The sequence below is a fragment of the Streptomyces sp. NPDC048442 genome (assembly GCF_040651475.1).
GTDB lineage: Bacteria > Actinomycetota > Actinomycetes > Streptomycetales > Streptomycetaceae > Streptomyces.
In genome coordinates, this window is record NZ_JBEZKB010000001.1 from 403,179 (window position 1) to 424,643 (window position 21,465).

General features: G+C 71.4%; 16 protein-coding genes and 1 tRNA gene. 6 read left to right on the plus strand and 11 right to left on the minus strand.

The window, feature by feature from the left end; genetic code table 11:
* Positions 1-42: 42 nt before the first annotated feature.
* The 6 genes from AB0D18_RS01810 to AB0D18_RS01835 form a co-directional block, all read right to left on the minus strand.
* Complete coding sequence (locus AB0D18_RS01810; protein WP_362411054.1) at positions 43-495, minus strand: thioesterase family protein; 453 nt, start codon at positions 493-495, stop codon at positions 43-45.
* A 6-nt stretch (positions 496-501) separates the two neighbouring features.
* Complete coding sequence (ettA, locus tag AB0D18_RS01815; protein WP_362411057.1) at positions 502-2,166, minus strand: energy-dependent translational throttle protein EttA; 1,665 nt, start codon at positions 2,164-2,166, stop codon at positions 502-504.
* A gap of 220 nt (positions 2,167-2,386) precedes the next feature.
* Positions 2,387-3,826, minus strand: a complete 1,440-nt coding sequence (locus AB0D18_RS01820; protein WP_362411060.1) for a TQXA domain-containing protein — start codon at positions 3,824-3,826, stop codon at positions 2,387-2,389.
* 218 nt (positions 3,827-4,044) lie between these two features.
* Positions 4,045-4,623 (minus strand): single-stranded DNA-binding protein, encoded by a 579-nt coding sequence (locus tag AB0D18_RS01825; protein ID WP_362411063.1) that lies wholly within the window; start codon positions 4,621-4,623, stop codon positions 4,045-4,047.
* 202 nt (positions 4,624-4,825) lie between these two features.
* On the minus strand, positions 4,826-6,721 hold the full coding sequence (locus tag AB0D18_RS01830) for a GTPase (RefSeq protein ID WP_362411066.1): 1,896 nt from the start codon (positions 6,719-6,721) through the stop codon (positions 4,826-4,828).
* A complete protein-coding gene (locus tag AB0D18_RS01835) occupies positions 6,718-8,301 on the minus strand; it encodes a dynamin family protein (protein ID WP_362412113.1) in 1,584 nt (527 codons plus the stop codon). The genes AB0D18_RS01830 and AB0D18_RS01835 overlap by 4 nt, the downstream gene beginning before the upstream one ends.
* Before the next feature lie 339 nt (positions 8,302-8,640).
* On the opposite strand from AB0D18_RS01835, the gene AB0D18_RS01840 reads away from it, so the two are divergent.
* Together AB0D18_RS01840 and AB0D18_RS01845 are read left to right on the plus strand one after the other, a co-directional pair.
* A tRNA-Arg gene (locus AB0D18_RS01840) sits at positions 8,641-8,713 on the plus strand.
* A gap of 166 nt (positions 8,714-8,879) precedes the next feature.
* A complete protein-coding gene (locus tag AB0D18_RS01845; RefSeq protein ID WP_362411069.1) occupies positions 8,880-10,031 on the plus strand; it encodes a glycosyltransferase in 1,152 nt (383 codons plus the stop codon).
* Between the two features lie 111 nt (positions 10,032-10,142).
* Here AB0D18_RS01845 and AB0D18_RS01850 read toward each other — a convergent pair whose 3' ends face one another.
* From AB0D18_RS01850 to AB0D18_RS01860, 3 genes are all read right to left on the minus strand, one after another.
* Positions 10,143-10,613: an anthrone oxygenase family protein gene (locus AB0D18_RS01850; protein WP_362411072.1), complete on the minus strand. Its 471-nt coding sequence runs from the start codon at positions 10,611-10,613 to the stop codon at positions 10,143-10,145.
* 83 nt (positions 10,614-10,696) lie between these two features.
* On the minus strand, positions 10,697-11,581 hold the full coding sequence (locus AB0D18_RS01855) for an ABC transporter permease (RefSeq protein ID WP_362411075.1): 885 nt from the start codon (positions 11,579-11,581) through the stop codon (positions 10,697-10,699).
* Positions 11,578-14,271, minus strand: a complete 2,694-nt coding sequence (locus AB0D18_RS01860; protein WP_362411078.1) for an alpha/beta fold hydrolase — start codon at positions 14,269-14,271, stop codon at positions 11,578-11,580. The genes AB0D18_RS01855 and AB0D18_RS01860 overlap by 4 nt, the downstream gene beginning before the upstream one ends.
* Before the next feature lie 167 nt (positions 14,272-14,438).
* Here AB0D18_RS01860 and AB0D18_RS01865 point away from each other — a divergent pair, with 167 nt between their 5' ends.
* From AB0D18_RS01865 to AB0D18_RS01880, 4 genes are all read left to right on the plus strand, one after another.
* A complete protein-coding gene (locus AB0D18_RS01865) occupies positions 14,439-14,849 on the plus strand; it encodes a GNAT family N-acetyltransferase (RefSeq protein ID WP_362412116.1) in 411 nt (136 codons plus the stop codon).
* 100 nt (positions 14,850-14,949) lie between these two features.
* Complete coding sequence (locus tag AB0D18_RS01870; protein ID WP_362411081.1) at positions 14,950-15,534, plus strand: TerD family protein; 585 nt, start codon at positions 14,950-14,952, stop codon at positions 15,532-15,534.
* A 466-nt stretch (positions 15,535-16,000) separates the two neighbouring features.
* Entirely contained in the window at positions 16,001-16,801 is an 801-nt protein-coding gene (locus AB0D18_RS01875) for a putative protein N(5)-glutamine methyltransferase (protein WP_362411084.1), read from the plus strand.
* 141 nt (positions 16,802-16,942) lie between these two features.
* Complete coding sequence (locus tag AB0D18_RS01880; protein ID WP_362411087.1) at positions 16,943-17,650, plus strand: polysaccharide deacetylase family protein; 708 nt, start codon at positions 16,943-16,945, stop codon at positions 17,648-17,650.
* Between the two features lie 140 nt (positions 17,651-17,790).
* On the opposite strand, the gene AB0D18_RS01885 is transcribed toward AB0D18_RS01880, so the two are convergent.
* Positions 17,791-19,290 (minus strand): CoA-acylating methylmalonate-semialdehyde dehydrogenase, encoded by a 1,500-nt coding sequence (locus tag AB0D18_RS01885; protein ID WP_362411090.1) that lies wholly within the window; start codon positions 19,288-19,290, stop codon positions 17,791-17,793.
* A gap of 13 nt (positions 19,291-19,303) precedes the next feature.
* Positions 19,304-21,247 (minus strand): 3D-(3,5/4)-trihydroxycyclohexane-1,2-dione acylhydrolase (decyclizing), encoded by a 1,944-nt coding sequence (gene iolD / locus AB0D18_RS01890; protein WP_362411093.1) that lies wholly within the window; start codon positions 21,245-21,247, stop codon positions 19,304-19,306.
* Positions 21,248-21,465: the final 218 nt, after the last annotated feature.

A 21,465-nucleotide genomic window follows, 5' to 3' on the forward strand; every position in this document is an offset into this window, starting at 1 on the left:
TTCCGTCGTCATGCCAGCTCCGTCGTCATGCCAGCTCCGTCGTCATGCCGCGAAAGCCTTGGCACTGCCTGCCGCGGCGGCGTCGTCCTCGTCGTCCAGGTACTCCTGCAGGAAGGACTTCTCCTCGGCGGTGATCCGCCGCGGCCGCCCCTCCGCCAGGTTGAACGGGACCACGACCGTGGACGCCCGTACGTACACCTGCTCGGGATCCTTGATCTCGTACGCGATCGTCAGGGACGCCGCGCCTATCTTCGTCACCCACGACTCGATCCGTACCGGCTCGTGCCGGTGGACGAGGGGCCGCACGTAGTCGATCTCGTGCCGGGCCACGACAGACCCGCCCGTGAAGGACGCGCTGCCCTCCCCCGGCGCCAGCCGGAACATGAAGTCGATCCGCGCCTCTTCCAGATACCGCAGGAAGACGACGTTGTTGACGTGCCCGAAGGCGTCCATGTCCGACCAGCGAAGGGGGCAGGAGTAGATGTGCCGGGACACCAGCTATCAGCCTCGCGTGAGCTTCTTGTACGTGGCGCGGTGCGGGCGCGTGGCGTCCGCTCCGAGCCGCTCGACCTTGTTCTTCTCGTACGACTCGAAGTTGCCCTCGAACCAGTACCACTTGGACTCGCCCTCGTACGCGAGGATGTGCGTCGCCACCCGGTCCAGGAACCAGCGGTCGTGGGAGATGACCACTGCGGCGCCCGGGAATTCGAGCAGCGCGTTCTCCAGCGAGGACAGGGTCTCGACGTCCAGGTCGTTGGTCGGTTCGTCGAGGAGGAGCAGGTTGCCGCCCTCCTTGAGGGTCAGCGCCAGGTTGAGGCGGTTGCGCTCACCACCGGAGAGCACCCCGGCCGGCTTCTGCTGGTCCGGGCCCTTGAAGCCGAAGGCGCTGACGTACGCGCGCGACGGCATCTCGACCTGGCCGACGTTGATGTAGTCCAGCTCGTCGGAGACGACGGCCCACAGCGTCTTCTTGGGGTCGATGTTGCCGCGGCTCTGGTCGACGTAGCTGATCTTGACCGTGTCGCCGACCTTGATCGAGCCGTTGTCCGGCGTCTCCAGGCCCTGGATCATCTTGAACAGCGTGGTCTTGCCCGCACCGTTCGGACCGATGATGCCGACGATGCCGTTGCGCGGCAGCGTGAAGCTCAGGTCGTCGATGAGGACCTTGTCGCCGAAGGCCTTCGACAGGTTCTCGACCTCGACGACGATGGAGCCCAGGCGCGGGCCCGGCGGGATCTGGATCTCCTCGAAGTCCAGCTTCCGCATCTTGTCGGCCTCGGCTGCCATCTCCTCGTAACGGGCGAGGCGCGCCTTGGACTTGACCTGGCGGCCCTTGGCGTTGGAGCGGACCCACTCCAACTCCTCCTTGAGCCGCTTCTGGCGCTTCTCGTCCTTGCGGCCCTCGACCTTGAGGCGGGTGGCCTTCTTCTCCAGGTACGTGGAGTAGTTGCCTTCGTAGGCGATGGCGCGGCCGCGGTCGAGCTCGAGGATCCACTCGGCGACGTTGTTCAGGAAGTACCGGTCGTGGGTCACGGCGATGACGCAGCCCGCGTACTTCGAGAGGTGCTGCTCCAGCCAGTTCACCGACTCGGCGTCCAGGTGGTTGGTGGGCTCGTCGAGGAGGAGCAGGTCCGGGGCCTCGATGAGCAGCTTGCAGAGCGCGACGCGGCGCTTCTCGCCACCGGAGAGGGTGGTGACGGGCCAGTCGCCGGGCGGGCAGCCCAGGGCGTCCATGGCCTGCTCCAGCTGGGCGTCGAGGTCCCAGGCGTTGGCGTGGTCCAGGTCTTCCTGGAGCTTGCCCATCTCATCGAGCAGCGCGTCGGAGTAGTCGGTCGCCATGAGCTCGGCGACCTCGTTGAACCGGGCGAGCTTCCCCATGGTCTCGGCCGCGCCGGCCTGGACGTTCTCCAGGACCGTCTTGGACTCGTCGAGCTTCGGCTCCTGCATGAGGATGCCGACGGTGAAGCCGGGCGTCAGGAACGCGTCACCGTTGGACGGCTGCTCAAGGCCGGCCATGATCTTGAGAACGGTGGACTTACCGGCACCGTTGGGGCCGACCACACCGATCTTCGCGCCGGGCAGGAAGCTCAGGGTGACGTCATCAAGAATCACCTTGTCGCCGTGCGCCTTGCGCGTCTTGCGCATGGTGTAGATGTACTCAGCCAAGAGAAACCGTCCGGCAGATCGTGGGGTGGGCAGATACACCCCATCTTGCCTGACGTCACTCCCCCGGCGGAAACCGGATACCCGCCGGGGCAGGAGCCGGGGCAGGGGGTGTGGGGGCTTGTGCCCCTTGTCCCGCTTGGCTCCCGGCCCCCTGCGAGCCGTTCGGTGCCCGTCTCACCCCTCGTCGGTCCCCGTCTCAGTCCTCGTCTCGGTCCCCGTCTCAGTCCTCGTCGGGGGCGGGTACGGGCTTCTTCTTTCGGAGCATGAACATCGCGCCGCCGCCGAGCACGACCATGCCGAGCGCGATGTACCCGATCATCGAGGTCGCCGCCGATCCGCCGGTCGCGGCCAGGTTCTCGTCGTCGGCCGTGCCGAGCGGGGTGGGCTGGCCGGCGGTGGCCGGGGTGGGCCGGTTGGCGGGGGCGTCGGCGGTGCCGATGGCCACCGTCCCGGCGGTCTCGCAGTCCAGGACGCCCGTGAAGTTCTTACGGAGCCCACCGGGTCCGGAGACCGTGAGGTCGTACGCCTGGTCCTCCTGCAGCGGGATGGTCACCGTCCGCGACTTCATCGCCGCGATGGTGTACCGGGAGCCGAGCAGTTCGAAGCTGAACGGGGCGTCGCCCGCGTTCGCAGCGGTGATGTCGACCCCGCTCCTGGCGCAGTTCTTCTTCGCGGAGAGCGCCGGGACGGCTCCCGACGCCTCCGCTCCGGCCCAGGTGGCGGTGGCTTCGGCGGTGACGGTGGAGGTGCTGGCCCCGGCCAGGATCTGGGTCTGGCTGTGGGTGTCGCTGACGAAGGCCCGCCCGATCGGCACCCTGGCGTCCGCCTGGACGGTGAGCGCGGTCGTGCCGCCCGGAACGCCCGCGGGTATGTCGAAGTACAGCCGCGCCCCGTCCCCGACGTCCTTGACGGTCTTTCCGTCCTTGTCGACGGCCCGCACTCCGAGTGGTGCGCCCGTGGTGACCTGGACGGTCGCCCGGTCCGCCCCGGTACGGACGGTGACCGGGCCGACCCGCTCCCCTGCGCGGCCCGCCACGGCGGGCGGGTCGAGGGCGAGCGAGGCGGGCGGCTGCGGGGTGTCCTTCGCGGACCGTCCCAGGTACGCGGCGAGCTTTCCCGCGTCGGGGTCGAGGGGCCGGGCCTCGACGTCGTCGGAGAGGCGCCAGATGGCGGCCTGGGTTCCCGCGGCGGCGGCCCTGTCGTCGAGGGAGCTCGCACCGGCGCTCTTGGCGAGCTCCGCGAGATCGTTGACCTGGGGGTAGGAGTGCTCCAGGATCCAGCGGATCTTGCCGGCGTTCTTGTTCTTGTGCAGCGAGGACTGCTCCCAGCCGACTTCCTTGTACGTGGTCCCCTCGCGCGCCGGGGTCCGCAGGTCGATGCTGTAGCTCTGCAGGGTGCCGCCGCCGGTGACGGTCATCTCGAAGAGCCCGGCCTCGGCCTTCCACTCCTCGCCGGCGTCACTGATGGTCACGGCGTCATGGACAGTGAGTCCGCCGAGGGTGGCGGCCGCCCCGCCGGGATTGCGCGGCTGCTCGGTTGCCGCCGCGGGTCCCGCGCCGGCCAGCGCGCCCGCCATGAGCAGGGACGGAGTGAGAACAGCTGCCGCCAGGCGGCGGGCGGTCCTCCGTCCCCGGTTCGAAGCTGTCGCTTCGCCAAACATGCAAGTCCCCTCCGGGCGAGGTGCTTTCGCATGATGCGTGTGGGGGGAGTGCCTCGCCTGCAACCTCAAGTGCCCCATGGGTATCCGGGAATCCTAAGGAAGCAATACCGAACAGCCCCCCACCATGCGACCTGACGTCCGATTCCGAATCGGAATCGTTATCGCCGCCTGCCCTCACTCTTGTCTTTGTCGACAAATACCCTCCGCATAAGGTGCGTTCAGGACACGGCCCTCACCTTCTCGCCCCCGGTGCGGTCTGCCTCCCGATCCGGCTTCCCGTCGGGCTTCCCGTCCGGTTTCCGGCCCCGTTTCCCGTCCGGGGCTCCTCGCGCCGCCCAGCTCACGGGTGTCTCCGCCGCCCAGCCCGGTGGTCCGGCGGGCGCCCCGGCTTCCGTGTGCGCGGCCCGGACCGCCGCCGGTTCCACCAGCCGGGGATCCGCCTTGGCCACCCGCCGGAACGCCGAGGTGCCCCGGGTCAGATCGTGGCCCACCGCCAGGGCGTCCACGTCCGCCGAAAGCCAGCGCTGCCCGTCCCTGGTCTCGTCCTTGATGCGCAGTCGGCCGTGCACGACCAGCGGGTCGCCGACATCCAGCGAAGAGCTCAGATTCGCCGCCAGTGTCCGCCTCGACCACACCGTGTAGAAGCTGGTCGGGCCGTCCGTCCAGATCTCCTTCTCGCGGTCCCATCGCCGCGCTCGCACCGCGAGGCGGAACCTGACCGCAATGCCCATCGGCGTCTCGGTGGAAATCGGCCCGGTGGCGGCGTTGCCCACCAGAGTCACCGTCGTCTCGTTCATCGCAGGACCCCCGTCCGCATGTCCGGTGCAGGCACCGGACCAGCCGCGTACCGGCTGGTGCTTCCCATGCTGGACCGGTCCCGGATTTCCCGCCGGGGCCTGTGGACGGCCCGCCGGTTGTGGAAAACCCCGTCACCCGGGCCCGTTCACTGCGAGCCGTTCGCTGCGCCCCGCTCACCTCGCCCCGCTCGCCCCCGCCCGCTCACCCCGCGCCCACCCCCGTCACCGCCACGTACCGCTCGCGCACCTCCCGGTAGCGCAGCAGTTCCGCGGAGACCGGGTCCAGGACCTTGGCCCGCCCGCAGCCGGCCGCCGCCTCCCGCAGCCGCCGCTCGACGTCCTGCCCGTACCGTCTGGCCGGGCCGCGAGCCGCGGCCCAGCAGCCCCACTCCACCACCGGCCCGCCGGCCACCCCGCACAGCATCAGCAGGAACGGCGCGACCAGGTCGGGCTCCAGCACCCCGAGCACCTGGCCGAGCAGCCACAGCCCGCCGTAGACCTGAAGGAGCGTCATCGCCGCCTGCGCCAGCACCGCGACCGGCCACCACGCGGGCCGTGGCGGCTTCCCCCGCGGCACCCCGGCCTTCACCGCGAGGACGTCCAGCTCCTCGGGCAGTCCCTGCGCCCCGCGCGCCGCGGACTCGCGCACCGCGTGCGCCCAGGGTGCGGGCAGCCCGGACGTCGCTGCGTCGGCGACCGTACGCACCGCCTGCTCCACCCGCTGACGTGCGGTCACCTCCACGTCCCTGGACTGCGCGAACGCCCGCTCCGGCAGAACGGAACCGCTCCCGCCGGACACCCGCCCGGCGTCGTGCCACCGCCACAGCCGCAGCCACGGCGACCCGCACGCCGTGCCCGCGTTGCGCCGCCACTCGCGCTCGGCCGCCTCCCCGGCCGCCGCCGCACCGACCGCCTCCGCGAGCCGGTCCGCGAACTCCTCCCGGGCCTGCTCCCCCAGCCCCGCCCTCCCCTCCGCCACGTACACCGAACGCAGCCCGGCCGCCGCCGCGTCCACATCGGCGGCGAGCCGCCGCCCCGCAGCGCCCCTTTCCTGTACGAACGCCCGCAGCAGTTCCCGGAGTTCCTCCACGCCGTCACCCGTAAGGGCGGAAAGCGCGAGCACCGTCGCCCCGGGTTCGCCGTGTTCGCCGAGCGCCATGCCGTCCTCGTCGAGGAGCCGGCGCAGGTCGTCCAGTACGAGATCGGCGGCCTCGCCCGGCAGCCGGTCGGTCTGGTTGAGCACCACGAAGGTGACCTCCGCGTGCCCTGCCAGGGGCCGCAGGTACCGCTCGTGCAGGGCCGCGTCCGCGTACTTCTCCGGGTCGACGACCCAGATCACCGCGTCGACCAGCGCCAGCACCCGGTCGACCTGCTCCCGGTGTGCGGTCACCGCCGAGTCGTGGTCCGGCAGGTCCACCAGCACCAGCCCGCGCAGCCCTTCGTCCCCGCCGGTCCCGGCACCCGTCCCGAGCTGGAACGGGCGCCTGCGCAGCCGCCCCGGAATCCCCAGCCGGTCGAGCAGCCCGGCCGCTCCGTCCGTCCAGCTGCACGCGATCGGTGCGGACGTGGTGGGCCGCTTGAGGCCGGTTTCCGAAATCCTCACCCCCGCGAGGGAATTGAAGAGCGTGGACTTGCCGCTTCCGGTCGCTCCGGCGACGGCGACGACGGTGTGCCGGCCCGACAGCCGGCGCCGCGCCGCCGCCTCGTCGAGCACCCGCCCCGCCTCGTGCAGCGTGTCCCCTGCGAGCCTGGCCCGCGACAGCCCGACCAACTCCCGCAGCGCGTCCAGCCGTACCCGCAGGTCGGCCCCGTACTCCCCGCTCCCCGGCGGTACATCGCCGCACTCCTCCGGCGCCACGGACTCGTCCGTCGCTCCGCCGTCCGGCTCCGACCGGTCCGGCTCCCTCCCCACGGCCCGCCGCGCAATCAGCCCGTCGTCCCAGCCACGCCCGTTGTCCACGCCACGCCCGTCGTACCCGCCACGCCCGTTGTCCCCACCACGCCCCTCGGGGCTGCCGGTCGCGGCCGCGTCACCGCGCCCTGCCGGCTTCCCACCGGCCTCTTCCGTCTCCGCGTGCTCCACGGTCACCACCGTCACCTCTCCTTCTTCGTCACGGACAGTGCGGCGATCAGCTCGGCCTGCGGCACCGGCGTCACGGCCAGCGCTTCGAGCGGTGCCAGGCGCCGGTCCCGTTCGGCGTGCAGCACCTGTTCGATGTGTGTCGTCACCAGCTCGCCGCCCTTGTCGCGCAGCCGCAGTGCGCCCTGTGCCCCGATCCGTTCGGCCAGCCTTTCGCCCGCCGAGCGGGCCCGTCGCCCGCCGAGGAGCGCCGCCGCGAGGAGCGCGGCCACGGTCTCCGGGTCGGGCGCGGCAGGCCGCTCCAGCTCCCGTACCTCCTCCTCGGCCAGCTCCTCCACCACCCTCCGCCAGCGCCGTACGACCAGACCGATCCGCTCGCCGGACTCCGGGTCGGGCCCGTCGGGCACGACCGCCGCGGCGGCCGGTTCCTCCCGCCAGACGGCCCGCACGTGTTCGTCGGCGGCGGCCACCGCGCACTGGAGGAGCGCGGTGAGGCTGTCCACCAGCGAATCCAGCAGTTCCCCGTCCGTGGCGTCCGCGGGGTGGGCGCGCCACCGGGTGAGGGCGTCCCCGGACAGCACGGCGCCCCGCTGGAGCCGCCGCCGCACCCGCTCACCCTCCTGCTCGTACGCGTCCTCCACGGCCGACGTCAGCCGCACCGCGGCGGCGTACTGGGCGGCGACCGCGCCCGCCAGCTCCGGCATGCGGGCGTTCAGCGAGTCCATGGCCCCGCGCGCGGTCCTGGCCACGGCCTGCTGCCGGGCGGCCGGGTCCCGGGCCCGGTGGGTGAGCCACTCCAGCAACGGCCCCACGGCGGTGGAGGGCAGCAGTCCGCTTCCCCCGCCCGCCGATTCGGGCAGTTCGGGAATGGTGAAGCGCGGTACGTCGCCGAGTCCCGCCTTGGTGAGCAGCGCCGCGTACTGCCGCGACACCTCGCCGACGACCTGGTGCGGCACCCGGTCCAGGACGGTGACCAGCATCGCGTCGTACTCCTTGGCGGTACGCAGCAGATGCCACGGCACCGCGTCGGCGTACCGCGATGCGGTCGTCACCATCACCCACACGTCGGCGGCGCAGATCAGTTCGGCGGCCAGCACCCGGTTGGCGGCCACCAGCGAGTCGATGTCGGGGGCGTCGAGCAGTGCGAGCCCGAGCGGCAGGGACTCGGAGGTCTCCACCCGCAGCACCCCGCTCTCGGCCGGCTCCTCCAGTTCCTCGCCGCAGCGCTCGGGCAGCCACACCCGGGTCAGCTGCGGCAGCACGCGCAGTCCGGCGAACCAGTGGTGGTCGTCGGGATGGCACACGAGTACCGGCGTACGCGTCGTCGGCCGCAGCACCCCCGCCTCGCTGACCCGGCGCCCCACCAGGGAGTTGACGAGCGTCGACTTGCCCGCCCCGGTGGATCCGCCGATGACGGCGAGCAGCGGTGCTTCGGGGTCCTGGAGCCGGGGCACCAGATAGTCGTCGAGCTGGGCCAGGAGCTCCACTCGCGTCTGTCGCGCGCGGGGCGCCCCTGGCAGCGGAAAGGGGAGGCGCACGGCGGCGACACGGTCGCGCAGGGCGGAAAGTGCGTCAAGCAGCTGAGGCCGTACGTCCAAGGTCACCACATACGAAGAATGCCCAACTATGACCGTTTTTTGAAGCGTATAGACCATCTCTGCGCGCCGATATCCCCCCAATCGGGGACAGTGCACACCCTGGGACACTTGGGACGAGTGGGGCGCAGGCATAACGAGTGCACAACACCCGGGGCGCGGGACGCCAAAAGCGCTGCGGGATTCGCACCTGCCTGCGATTATCGGGGTCGCTTCACTGAACCTCCACATCGTGCCACGGAGGTGAAGCAGCCGGGCCAAGGCGATCGGAGCCCTATCCTTGTCCCCGGCAACAGCCACAACTGGCCACACCGGCCAATCCGGGCCCAGGTTCACCACCCGGCCCCCGTAGCTCAGTGGATAGAGCAGGCGCCTTCTAAGCGCTTGGCCGCAGGTTCGAGTCCTGCCGGGGGCGCACATCAGAGCTGACCAGCAATGACGCTGGTCAGCTTTCTCTTTTGCGGCGGGGCTTCGACCACACCCGGCCGCCGGGCCACGTGCTCGCCCTCCCGGACTGTGGGCTTCCACTTGTGTACATTCGCCCGGAATGCCCCCACTGCTCTACAGCCCGGGAATGCTCTTTGGACATCTTTCTTGTCTCCGGAAGCGTCGACGCCCAGGGCGGTACCGCCCGCTGGTCCCACCACCTGGCCGGGCTCTTCAGTGAGCGGGGCCACCGGGTGCGGCTCATCGGTGTGGCGCCCGCGGCGGACGGGGAGCGGCGGCTGCGGACCGGGAGCGCTCTTCCGTACCGGGTCAGTGCGCTGTACGACGCTCCGCCGCCTGCCGCGCCCGCGAAGGCCCGGCACCGGCTGGACCTGCTCGCGCACCGGCGGCGGCGTGTGCACGAGCACGGCATGCGGGCGAAGGCGGCGGAGCTGTCGGCGCTCTTCCGGGAAACCGACGGGGTCGTCGTGGTGACCGAGGGGTGGGCGCTGGAGTGGGTGGCGCTCGCGGACACCACGGGGCTGCCGGTCGTCCTGATGAGCCATGAGCCGTACGCCGTCACCAGGCGGTCGGGACACTTCCAGCGGCTGCGCTGGCTGTGCCTGCGGCACGCGGACCGGGTGCTGGCGCCGACCCGGCAGGACGCCGACTGGTGGATCCGCAGCTGGGTCAACCACGCCGGGGTGATGCCGGCGCTCCTTCCCGGGGCCGTGCGGGACGCCTCGCCGCGCGACCGTAAGTGCGTACTGAGCATCGGGCGGCTCGACCACGACAAGGGGCCGGACATACTGCTCGACGCATGGGCGCAGGTCGCGCCGCGTCACCCGGACTGGCGGCTGCGGATGTACGGCGAGAGCACCGGGCGTGCGCGTGCGCGCGAGGAGGCGTTGCGGAAGCAGTGTGCGGAGCTGGGGCTCGGGGCGTCCGTGGAGTGGATGGGGTTCACGGAGGACGTGCCGGGGGCGCTGCGGGAGGGGTCGGTCTTCGTGCTGCCGTCGCGGCAGGAGGGGTTTCCGGTGACGCCTCTTGAGGCGAAGGCGGCCGGGCTGCCGTGCGTGGCGTTCGACGCGTCTCCCGGGGTGCGGGAGATCGTGGCGGACGGCGTCGACGGGCTGCTCGCCCGGCCGGGCAACGTGGACGAACTGGCGCGGAAGATCGAGCGGTTGATGGTGGACCGGGAGCTGCGGGAACAGTTCGGCGACGCGGCCCGGGACAGTGTGCGGCGGTACGCGCCGGAGGTGGTCGGGGAGCGGTGGGAGACGCTGTTCGCGCTGCTGAGGCGCTGACCTCGTACGGGCACCCGGAGACGCCCTCGTACGAGCGCCCGGAGACACCCCCGTACGAGCGCCCGGCCATGACGGCGTACGCGCGCGCCCGGCGATGACTTCGTACGGCGACTAGACCAGTGCGCTCGCCACCACCAGGGCGAATCCCGTCACCGCAAAGAGGGTGCGGAAGACGTGCAGTCGGTTCCAGCGGGATTCGAAGGCGGCCCGTACCTCGGCGTCCGGCGTGCCGGCCGTCTCCGAGGCCGCGAGGGCGTTGTTGAGCGGGATGTTGCCGCCCGCCGTGAACGTGTGGTTGAGGACGGTGAGGGCCAGGCCGCCGATCAGGAGCCAGAGCTGGGTGGCGGTGCGGCCGCCCTCCGGGCCGACGAAGAGGGCCGCGACGGGGAAGAGCACCGACGCGAACATCGTCGTGACGAAGACGCCGCGCGGCACGTCCTCGTTGATGCGGCGCATCGTCGTGACGAACTGCTCGTCGTTCACCCGGGCCAGTGCGGGCATGATGCCGGTCAGGAAGATCAGCATCATGCCCGCGTAGAGGCCGGTGGAGACAACTGCCAGTGCGAGCAGAAGAGTTGACATGCCGCACATGATGTACGGAGTCGGGCCCGCCCGCAGCCCCCTTTACGTCACGACACGCGTCACCACAGACGACACGACTCGCATCACGACACGATGTCCTTGCGCGAGAAGCCCCGGAAGGCGAGCGCGAACAGCACCAGTGCGTACGTCACCGAGATCGCCGCGCCCTTGAGCATCCCGCCCACTTCCAGCTGCGGCTGGATCGCGTCCACCCAGGCGAACTGCCAGTGCGCGGGCAGGAAGTCGCGCCAGTCGCCGAGCGCGGTGACCGCGTCCAGGACGTTCCCTACGATCGTCAGGCCGACCGCGCCGCCGACCGCACCCAGCGGTGCGTCCGTCTTCGTGGAGAGCCAGAAGGCGAGCGCCGCGGTGACCAGTTGGGAGACGAAGAGGTACGCGACGACCAGCCCGAGGCGCGGCACCGCCGTACCGGCCGCCAGCGCGCCGCCGGTGGGCAGCTCCAGAGGTCCCCAGCCGTACGCCGCCGTACCGGCGATCAGGGCGACCACCGGCAGCAGCACCATCGCCGCCAGGCTGAAGACGAGAGCCACCGCGAGCTTGCTCCACAGCAGCCGGGCGCGCGGCACGGGTGCGGCGAGCAGGTAGCGCAGGGACGACCAGTTGGCCTCGGAGGCGACGGTGTCGCCACAGAAGAGGGCGACCGGGATGATCAGCAGGAAGCCCGCGGACACGAACAGGCAGGTCGCGGCGAAGTTCGCGCCGGACGCGGTCGCCGTGTCCATGAGGTTGATCCGGCCGCTGGCGCTGCCGCCGCGCTCGGCGGGGGTGCCGCCGATGGCGAAGGCCGCGATGAGGACGAAGGGCAGGGCGCCCAGGATGATCGCCATGACCATCGTGCGGCGCCGCCGCCACTGGCGCTTGGCCTCGACGCGCAGCGGGAGCGTCCGCCCCGGCCGGTAGCCGGGTGCGGTGTCGGTCGCAGGCGCGGGTGTGGTTGCGGTGCTCATGCCGAGCCTCCGATCAGGGTGAGGAACGCGTCCTCCAGGCGGCGGTGCGGTCCCACACCGGTCAAGGGGACGTCCATGCGCACCAGTTCCGCGATGAGCGTCTGGGCGGTGCCCCCGTCGAGGCGGACGAGGAGCCCGCCCTCGGCACGTACGGCCGTCTCGACGCCCGGCAGCGCGGCCACCTTGTCGACCACGGCCTCCGTCACCTCGCCGTCGACGGTGACCAGCAGGGTGTCGCCGGAGCCGATGATCTCCGCGACCGGTCCTGCCTGCACGAGCTTGCCGCGGTCCATGACGACGAGGTCCGTGCAGGACTGTTCGACCTCGGACAGGAGGTGGCTGGAGACGATGACGGTGCGTCCGCCGGCCGCGTACCGGATCATCACGTCGCGCATCTCGCGGATCTGCGGCGGGTCGAGGCCGTTGGTGGGCTCGTCGAGGATCAGAAGGTCCGGCATGCCGAGCATGGCCTGGGCGATGGCCAGGCGCTGGCGCATGCCCTGCGAGTACGTGCGTACGGCCCGCTGGAGGGCGTCGCCGAGGCCGGCGATCTCCAGGGCCTCCTCGATGTGCGCGTCCGCGGCGGGGCGGCCGGTGGCCTGCCAGTAGAGGTCGAGGTTGGCGCGGCCCGAGAGGTGCGGCAGGAAGCCCGCGCCCTCGACGAACGCGCCGACCCGGGACAGCACGGGTGCGCCGGGACGGATGGCGTGCCCGAAGACGCGGATCTCGCCGCCGTCGGGGGTGATGAGGCCCATCAGCATCCGCAGAGTGGTGGTCTTTCCTGCGCCGTTGGGGCCGAGGAGTCCGAGGACCTGGCCCTTCTCGACGCGGAAGGACAGGTCGCGGACGGCGTACCTGTCGCCCGACCTGCCGTACCGCTTGCTCAAAGAGGTGATCTGGAGCGGTACTTCGGCGAGCTCCGGGTCGGGGGCCGGTGCGCTCGTCCTGCGGCGTGCGCTGACCAGCAGCAGGCCCGCGACCAGTGCGCCCGCGAGCGGCAGCCCCCACACCCACCAGGCGAGAGCGGCGGAGGCGGTGGCGAGCTGCGGGTCGGTGGGCGCCTGCAGTCCGCTCTCCAGCCCCACGGTGTACGTCGCCGGGTCGGCCGGGGACGCGTATCCGAGGTCGGTCGCGGTGAGCAGCAGCCGCATCCGGTGCCCGGCCTGGAACTTGTGGTCGACGGCCGGCAGGGTCAGCTCGACGGTCTTTCCGGCCTTGGCGCCGGTGATCCGGACCGGGGAGACCAGCTGGTGCGGGAGCACCTGCTGTCCGTTCGCGCTCGCGTCGTAGACCTTCGCGAAGAGCACCATGTCGTCGCGGTCGGACTTCACCCGCACCTTGACGGTCGGCGAGCCGGTGACCTGGACGCCGCTGTCGAGGGGTGCGGAGTCGTACTGCGCGTACTGGCCGGGGAAGTCGAGGGAGAGGCCCACGCCGAGCCCGGAGAGCTGCGAGAGGGCGCCCGCCCCTGGGACGGACGAGATGGCGGGCGGGCTGGACCCGGCCGGGTTGGCGAAGGTCTGCTGCGGGCCACGGCGGCCGGTGAGGGGGATGTTCCGCACGTCGTTGTGCAGACCCGGGTAGCGGGCGGCGTCCGCGCCGCGCAGGCTGGCGGCGCCGTTGGTGGAGTCGACTCCTCCGGTGCGGCTCACGCGGAAGCCGGGGCCGGTGTCGACCGCCGTGTCCTCTTTGAGGTGGCGGTCGAACCAGTGGGTGATGCGGCTGTGGATGCGGCCCGCCTCCTGATCGCCGCCGTCGTGTCCGCCGGAGACCCAGTCGACGGCGACGGGGGCGCCGTTCTTCGAGACGGCAGCGGCCATCTGGTCCGCCTGGCCGAGCGGGAAGAGCGAGTCGCTCTGCCCCTGGACGATCAGCGCGGGCACCTTGATCCGGTCCGCGACGGCGGACGGGCTGCGCTCCTCAAGGGTCTTGCGGGCCGCGTCGTCGGGCTTGCCCGCGACGGCCACCCGCTCGTACATCTCGCACAGCTTCGGCTCGAAGCGGGCGCAGCCGCCGCCCGTGGTGACGAAGATCCCGGCCCAGAGCTTCTTGAACACCCCGTCGGGGAAGAGGGCTTGGGCGAGGTTCCAGTACGTCAGCTGGGGTGCGATCGCGTCCACGCGCGGGTCGTGACCCGCGGCGAGGAGGGAGATCGCGCCGCCGTAGGAGACGCCGGTGACGCCGACGCGCGGGTCGCCGTCCTTGTCGAGCTGGACCTCGCCGCGCTTCGCGAGCCAGTCGATCAGCCGGGACACGTCCTTGACCTCGGTGTCCGGGTCGTTGAGGCCGATCTTCCCGCCGGACCTGCCGAAGCCGCGCGCGGACCAGGTCAAGGCGGCGTACCCGTGTCGGGCCAGCTCCTCCGCCTGGGCCTGCACGTCCTTCTTGCTGCCGCCGAAGCCGTGGCCGATGAGCACTGCGGGCCGGCGCTTCTTGGTGCCACCGGCGGAGGTGTCACCGGCAGAGGCGCCACCGTCGGAGGTGTCGTCCGCGGTGAAGTACGAGGTGTCGATGCGTGCGCCCGGCATCTCCACTGTCTGGTCGGACCTGTGCACGGCGACCGGATCGTCTGCTGCGGCGACGCCCGCCCAGACTCCACCGCCCACCAGCACGGCGAGCGCCGCGAGTACGGCGGCGAGCCGACTCCCGCGGGGGCGCCCGCTGGGGAGTCGGCGAAGGGGATTCTCCATGCTCCCGACCCTAAGTGCGCGCCCTGTGCCTTTAGGCTGCCGCCAGGCGGAACCGGTGCCCCTCCCCGGGGAGTAGGCCACCGCTGCGGCGTACCGCAGCCGTGGTACGCCGCTCGTCCCCGAACTCGCCCGTATGCCCGTACCGGAGAGGCCGTCGCATGGAGCGCATGGAGATCCGCCGCGCCACCGCCACAGCAGAACTGATCGCCGCCGAGCACCTCTTTGATGCGGCGGCGCGCGAGGAGTGGGCGGAGCGCTTCCTGGCGGCGTCCGGCCATCTGATGCTCATCGCGTACGTCGAAGGATTCCCGGCCGGAATGATTTCCGGCATCGAGATGCTGCACCCGGACAAGGGCACGGAGATGTGCCTGTACGAGCTGTCCGTGGACGAGGGGCACCGGCGGCGCGGCATCGGGCGTGCGCTGACCGAGGCCCTCGCCGCGGAGGCCCGTGAGCGCGGCTGTTACGACATGTGGGTCGGCGTCGACACGGACAATGCGGCGGCACTGGCCACGTACACGGCGACAGGGGCGAAGCGGGACGGCGTATTCGCCATGCTCACCTGGGACTTCGACTGACCGGGCGCAGGGGCCCCGGACGGCTCCACCCCCGGCCTGGGCAGCCACGACGGCACAATGCAGAATTTGCACTTACTTGTCCACTATCAAGGGATCTCACATGATCACGCTCAGCAAGGAAGACGGCCCGGCGGACCTGGCCGGCGTGACCCACTTGTCCATCGGGGTGTCCTGGGACCCGACCTCGGGCAGCAGCGGCGGCGTACTGGGCAAGCTGCGCCGGACCGTCGGCACGGACCTCGACCTGATCGCCATCGCCATGAGCGGCGCCGACCCGGTCCGCCTCGCCGGTCTTGACTCCCTGGACCCGCTGGGCAACGGCGCGCTGGTGCACAGCGGCGACAACCAGACCGGCAAGGGCGACGGCGACGACGAGACGGTGACCGTGGAGTTCGGCCGCGTGCCGACGAACGTCACGTCCATCGTGTTCGTCTCCGCCGCGTACAAGAAGGGCAGCGCCTTCTCCAAGGCGCGGAACATCAGCTTCAAGGTGTACGACGCCTCCGGCGGCAGCGCCCAGCAGGTCGCCGACATCTGGCCCTCCCTGCTCACCAGCGACAACGCGTGCGCCGTCGCCAAGGCGGTCCGGGACGGTGCGAACTGGAAGCTTGAGGTCATCAACAAGACCGGCAAGGTCAAGCAGGGCGACGAGCAGGCCCTGATGCGCTTCGCCGTGAACAAGTAGCAACTCCCCGGCTCCCCGCCCTTCTTGCCGCTGCCGGTACTGACAAAGGTCATGCCGAGAACAGGACAGCGGGCTCTACAGGGCGGGGGGCCGTTACGCACTCAAGGCAGCCGGATGATCGCCTCGATGTTCGCGGCGATCATGCTGTCGGGCGGACTGGCGGTCGTCCCGATGCGGATGACGATCGACGCGGAGGCGGCGCGGGCGGCGGAGGCCACCGAGTCCCGCTGACGGCCTCTGTACTGCGGTGATCCCCTCGGGTAGGGTCCTGCCTGTTGCCCGCCGTACGCGCGGGCCCGGACCAGGGAGGTGAGACCCATTACCGCTGTCGCAGGTTGGGTGCTCTCACCTCGTGGTCGCCGTACGAAGCTGTCGTAACTGTCGTCACTGTCACAGCAGTCGTTACGGGTCGGACCGGAGAGCGCCCTCGGTAGTCATTCCGAAAGGCTCTCCCGTGTCGATACTCATGTGTACTCCCGCTTCCGCTCCCGCAGTTCTCCCGCCCTCCGCCGTGGTCGCTCGGCTCCGGGCCGCCGGTTGTGTTTTCGCCGAGGACGAGGCGGAGTTGCTGCTGTCCACCGCGTGTACGCCCGCGGAGCTCGCCGCCATGGTGGATCGGCGGGTCGGCGGGCTGCCGCTCGAACACGTCCTGGGCTGGGCCGAGTTCTGCGGGCTGCGGATCTCCGTGGACCCCGGGGTGTTCGTGCCCCGGCGCCGGACCGAGTTCCTGACCCGGCACGCCGTCGCGCTCGGGCGGCCGGGAGCCGTCGTGCTCGACCTGTGCTGCGGGGCGGGGGCGGTGGGGGTGGTCCTGGCATCCGTACTGCCGGGGATCGAGCTGTACGCCGCCGACGTGGAGCCCGCGGCGGTGCTGTGTGCGCGGCGGAACGTGGAGGCGGTGGGCGGGGCGGTGTACGAGGGCGACTTGTACGCACCGCTGCCGGAACGGATCCGGGGGCGGGTGGACGTCCTGGTCGCCAACGCCCCGTACGTACCGACCGACGACATCGGTCTGCTGCCCTCCGAGGCACGGGACCACGAACCGCTCGTCGCGCTGGACGGCGGCTCCGACGGGCTCGCCGTGCAGCGCCGGGTGACGGCACAGGCGGCGTCCTGGCTGGCGCCCGGCGGGAGCCTGCTGATCGAGACGAGCGAGCGGCAGGCGGACCGTACGGTCGCGGCGATGGTACGGGGCGGGCTGACGGCCCGTGTCGAGGAGGACGAGGACATGGGGGCGACCGTCGTCATCGGAACACTGCCGCGCTGACACAGCGGCCGGGTGCCGGGCTGACACAGCCGCCTGGCACCCCGCTGACACGCCGACGCACCGGCCGGGTGCCGCGCTGACCGGGTGACCTGCGGCGGGCGTGGCGTTTGCGGGGGTGCCCGCCGCTGGTACCGGTGTGCGGTGACGAAACGCCGCCGTTCCCTGATCACCGCCGCCGCACTGGTCGCCGCCGCCCTGCTGACCGGTTTCGCGCGCGGCCCCGTTGTCGGCCCCGTCGACTGCCGGGTGGCCAAGTGCGTGACCCTGACCTTCGACGGCGGGCCGGGGCCTTACACCGGCGAGCTGCTCGACGTGCTGGAGGAGAAGCACGTGCCGGCGACGTTCTTCCTGATCGGGAGGGGGCCGGTGCACAAGTACCCGGACCTGGTGCGGCGGATGGTGGCGGACGGGCACCAGGTCGGCAACCACTCGTGGACGCACCCGCGGCTGACCGAAGTGCCGCCTCAAGAGGCGCGGCGGCAACTGGCGCAGACGCAGAACGCCCTCGCCCAGCTGACAGGGCGGCGGCCGACGCTGATGCGGCCGCCGCAGGGGCGTACGAACAAGCACGTGGCGGCGATCTGCAAGGAGCTCGGCCTCGCCCAGATCCTGTGGAACTCACGGGCGCTGGACTGGCGGGACCACGACCCGAAGGTGATCGAGGAACGCATCCTGAAGTCCGCGAAGCGGGGCGGGATCATCCTGCTCCACGACATCTATGAGGGGACGGTGCCTGCGGTGCCGGCGATCGTGGACGGGCTGCGGGAGCGGGGGTTCACGCTGGTGTCGGTGGAGCGGTTGTTCGCACCGAAGGAGCTGGAGCCGGGAGGCGTGTACAGGCACGCTTGAGCAGTCGCTCAAAAGGTACGGGCACAGCTGAGCAGTCGCTCAAAACGTACGGGCACGTCTGAGCAGTCGCTCAAGAGGTACGCCTGCGGGCTCCGGCCGGAATTGGCTGGAGCCCGCAGGTGAGGGTGGGACGGGTGGGGTCAGTGGTTGCGGGGGAAGCCGAGGTCGACGCCGGAGGGGGTGTCGGCCGGGTCCGGCCAGCGGGTCGTGGTGACCTTGCCGCGGGTGTAGAAGTGGATGCCGTCGTTGCCGTAGATGTGGTGGTCGCCGAAGAGGCTGTCCTTCCAGCCACCGAAGGAGTGGTAGCCCACCGGCACCGGGATCGGCACGTTGACGCCGACCATGCCGGCCTCGATCTCCAGCTGGAAGCGTCGGGCGGCGCCGCCGTCGCGGGTGAAGATCGCGGTGCCGTTGCCGAACGGCGAGGCGTTCATGAGGGCGACGCCCTCTTCGTACGTGTCCACGCGCAGGACGCACAGCACCGGGCCGAAGATCTCGTCACGGTAGGCGTCGGAGTCGGTCGGGACGTGGTCCAGGAGCGAGAGGCCGATCCAGTGGCCGTTCTCGAAGCCCTCGACCGTGTACCCCGTGCCGTCGAGGACGACCTTCGAGCCCTGGGCGGCTGCGCCCGTGACGTACGAGGCGACCTTGTCGCGATGGGCGGCGGTGATCAGCGGGCCCATCTCGGACGCCGGGTCGTTGCCAGGACCGATCTTGATCTTCTCGGCGCGCTCGACGATCTTCGCGACGAGCTCGTCACCGATGGCGCCGACGGCCACGACGGCCGAGATCGCCATGCAGCGCTCACCGGCCGAGCCGTACGCCGCCGAGACGGCCGCGTCGGCGGCCGCGTCGAGGTCGGCGTCCGGGAGGACCAGCATGTGGTTCTTGGCGCCGCCGAGGGCCTGTACGCGCTTGCCGTTGGCGGAAGCGGTGGTGTGGATGTGGCGGGCGATCGGGGTCGAGCCGACGAAGGAGATCGCAGCGACGTCCGGGTGCTCCAGGAGCCGGTCGACGGCGACCTTGTCACCGTGCAGGACGTTCAGCACGCCGTCCGGCAGGCCGGCCTCGGTGGCGAGCTGCGCGAGGCGCAGGGACGCCGAAGGGTCCTTCTCGGAGGGCTTCAGTACGAAGGTGTTGCCGCATGCGATCGCGAGCGGGAACATCCACATCGGCACCATGGCCGGGAAGTTGAACGGCGTGATGCCGGCCACGACGCCGATCGACTGGCGGATCGAGGAGACGTCCACGCGGGTGGCGACCTCGGTGGACAGCTCGCCCTTGAGCTGGGTGGTGATGCCGCACGCCAGCTCGACGATCTCCAGGCCGCGGGCCACCTCGCCCAGCGCGTCCGAGTGCACCTTGCCGTGCTCGGCGGTGATCAGGGCGGCGATCTCGTCGCGGTGCGCGTCGAGCAGGGCGCGGTAGCGGAAGAGGATCGCGGTGCGGGCGGAGAGGGAGGACGTGCCCCACTTCGCGTAGGCGTCCTTCGCGGACGCGACGGCCGCGTCCACCTCCTCGACGGAAGCGAGGGCGACACGGGTGTCGGCGGCGCCGGTGGCCGGGTCGGTGACCGGGCCCCAGTTGCCCGACGCACCCTCGACGGTCTTGCCACCGATCCAGTGGTTGACGGTCTTCATGAACTGCACTCCTTCAAAGGTGGTGGCGTCGGGCTGCGACGTGCCGGTCGTACTCTTCGCGTGCCCGAGCCGCCGACGGGCGGGTCGCGGTCTCGGCCACGGGAACATCCCACCATGCGTCGCCAGGCGGCGGGCCCGACACTGTGTCGCCCGTTTCGGTCTCGACGTAGACACATGTGGGAACGGTGCTCGCCCGCGCCTCTTTGAGGGCTTCCCGCAGGTCACCGATGGTGTGGGCGCGCAGAGTGCGCATCCCCAGGGAGGCGGCGTTGGCAGCCAGATCGAGGGGCAGCGGCTCTCCCGTGTACGTACCGTCGCCGGCGCGGAAGCGGTAGTCGGTGCCGAAGCGCTCGCCGCCGACGGCCTCGGAGAGACCGCCGATGGAGGCATACCCGTGGTTGTCCAGGATCACTACCTTGATCGGCAGACGCTCCTGTACGGCGGTGACGATTTCCGTGGGGTTCATCAGATACGTACCGTCACCGACGAGCGCCCAGACGGGCCGGCCGGGGGCCGCGAGCTGGACGCCGATGGCGGCGGGGATCTCGTAACCCATGCAGGAATAGCCGTATTCGACGTGGTACTGGTCGTGGTGGCCGTCGCGGGAGCGGGTCCGCCAGTACTTGTGGAGGTCCCCGGGGAGAGATCCGGCGGCGTTGATCAGGATGTCCTCGTGGGTGACCAAGGTGTCCAGTACGCCGAGGACTTGGGCCTGGGTGGGGACGGCTTTGTCGTCGGGGGCGGAGTAGACGGCGGTGACGTGCTCCTCCCAACTGGCCTTCCGGGCCCGGTATTCGGTCTCGTACGCCGCCTCCACGCGGTAGCCGGTGAGGTGCTCGCCTTCGGCGGTGCGTTCGTGAAGCCTGTCGAGGAGGCCGACGATGCCCGCGCGTGCGTCGCCGACGAGGGTGAGGCCGCCCCTCTTGTGGGCGTCGAAGCCGGTGATGTTGAGGTTGAGGAAGCGGGCTTCGGGGTTCTGGAAGAGGGTTCCGGAGGCGGTGGTGAAGTCGGTGTAGCGGGTGCCGACGCCGATCACGAGGTCGGCGGTGCGGGCGAGGTGGTTGGCGGTGGCGGTACCGGTGTGACCGATGCCGCCGACGTCGGCGGCGTGGTCGTACGGGAGCGAGCCCTTGCCCGCCTGGGTGGAGGCGACGGGGATGCCGGTGCGGTCGGCGAGGGCGCGGAGGGCGGACTCGGCGCGACTGTGGCGGACGCCGCCGCCGGCGACGAGGAGGGGGCGGCGGGCGGCCCGTACCGCCTCTTCGGCATCGAACAGGTCCCGCTGGTCGGGCTCTTGGGCCCGTACGCGCCAGACGCGGTCGGCGAAGAACTCCTCGGGCCAGTCGTACGCCTGCGCCTGTACGTCCTGGGGCAGGGCGAGCGTGACCGCACCGGTCTCGGCGGGGTCGGCGAGGACCCGCATCGCGGCGAGGGCGGCGGGGACGAGCGCCTCGGGGCGGGTGATGCGGTCGAAGTACCGGGACACGGGGCGCAGGCAGTCGTTGACGGAAACGTCCCCGGCGTACGGGACTTCGAGCTGCTGGAGGACGGGGTCGGCGGGGCGGGAGGCGAAGGTGTCGCCCGGGAGGAGGAGGACGGGGAGGTGGTTGATGGTGGCGAGGGCGGCGCCGGTGACGAGGTTGGTGGCGCCGGGGCCGATGGAGGTGGTGACGGCGTGGGCACAGAGGCGGCCCTGCTGGCGGGCGTAGGCGGTGGCGGCGTGCACCATGGCCTGCTCGTTGCGGCCCTGGAGGAAGGGCATGCCGTCCGGGCCCGCCCCGGTCTCCACAAGCGCCTGACCGAGCCCTGCGACGTTGCCGTGGCCGAAGATGCCCCAGGTGGCGGTGATGAGGCGGCGGCGGACGCCGTGGCTTTCGGTGTGCTGGTGGGTGAGGAAGGCGAGGAGGGCTTGGGCGGTGGTGAGGTGGCGGGTGGGGGTGGGAGCGGGGGTCGGCATGGGGTGGGCCTCCTCGGAAGGGGGTAGCGGGAGGGGCGGTGTCGGGGCGTGCGGTCGGTGGGCGGGGCTCCGCGTGGGGGCCGCCCCCTTGCCCACCCGTCCCGCCCCCGGGGGGGGCGGCCCCGCTGCCCAAGAGGGCTAGCGAGGTAAGGGGCAGGCATTTAGGGGCGCGGGGAACTGCGCGACCAGCCACGACGCACCCGCACCACGCGCCCCCT

Bases quoted from the DNA above. Each gene is read 5' to 3' on its own strand.
- AB0D18_RS01820 (WP_362411060.1), bottom strand. From the start codon at position 3,826: ATGTTTGGCGAAGCGACAGCTTCGAACCGGGGACGGAGGACCGCCCGC.
- AB0D18_RS01825 (WP_362411063.1), bottom strand. From the start codon at position 4,623: ATGAACGAGACGACGGTGACTCTGGTGGGCAACGCCGCCACCGGGCCG.
- AB0D18_RS01850 (WP_362411072.1), bottom strand. From the start codon at position 10,613: ATGTCAACTCTTCTGCTCGCACTGGCAGTTGTCTCCACCGGCCTCTAC.
- AB0D18_RS01855 (WP_362411075.1), bottom strand. From the start codon at position 11,581: ATGAGCACCGCAACCACACCCGCGCCTGCGACCGACACCGCACCCGGC.
- AB0D18_RS01860 (WP_362411078.1), bottom strand. From the start codon at position 14,271: ATGGAGAATCCCCTTCGCCGACTCCCCAGCGGGCGCCCCCGCGGGAGT.
- AB0D18_RS01865 (WP_362412116.1), top strand. From the start codon at position 14,439: ATGGAGATCCGCCGCGCCACCGCCACAGCAGAACTGATCGCCGCCGAG.
- AB0D18_RS01870 (WP_362411081.1), top strand. From the start codon at position 14,950: ATGATCACGCTCAGCAAGGAAGACGGCCCGGCGGACCTGGCCGGCGTG.
- AB0D18_RS01875 (WP_362411084.1), top strand. From the start codon at position 16,001: ATGTGTACTCCCGCTTCCGCTCCCGCAGTTCTCCCGCCCTCCGCCGTG.
- AB0D18_RS01885 (WP_362411090.1), bottom strand. From the start codon at position 19,290: ATGAAGACCGTCAACCACTGGATCGGTGGCAAGACCGTCGAGGGTGCG.
- iolD (WP_362411093.1), bottom strand. From the start codon at position 21,247: ATGCCGACCCCCGCTCCCACCCCCACCCGCCACCTCACCACCGCCCAA.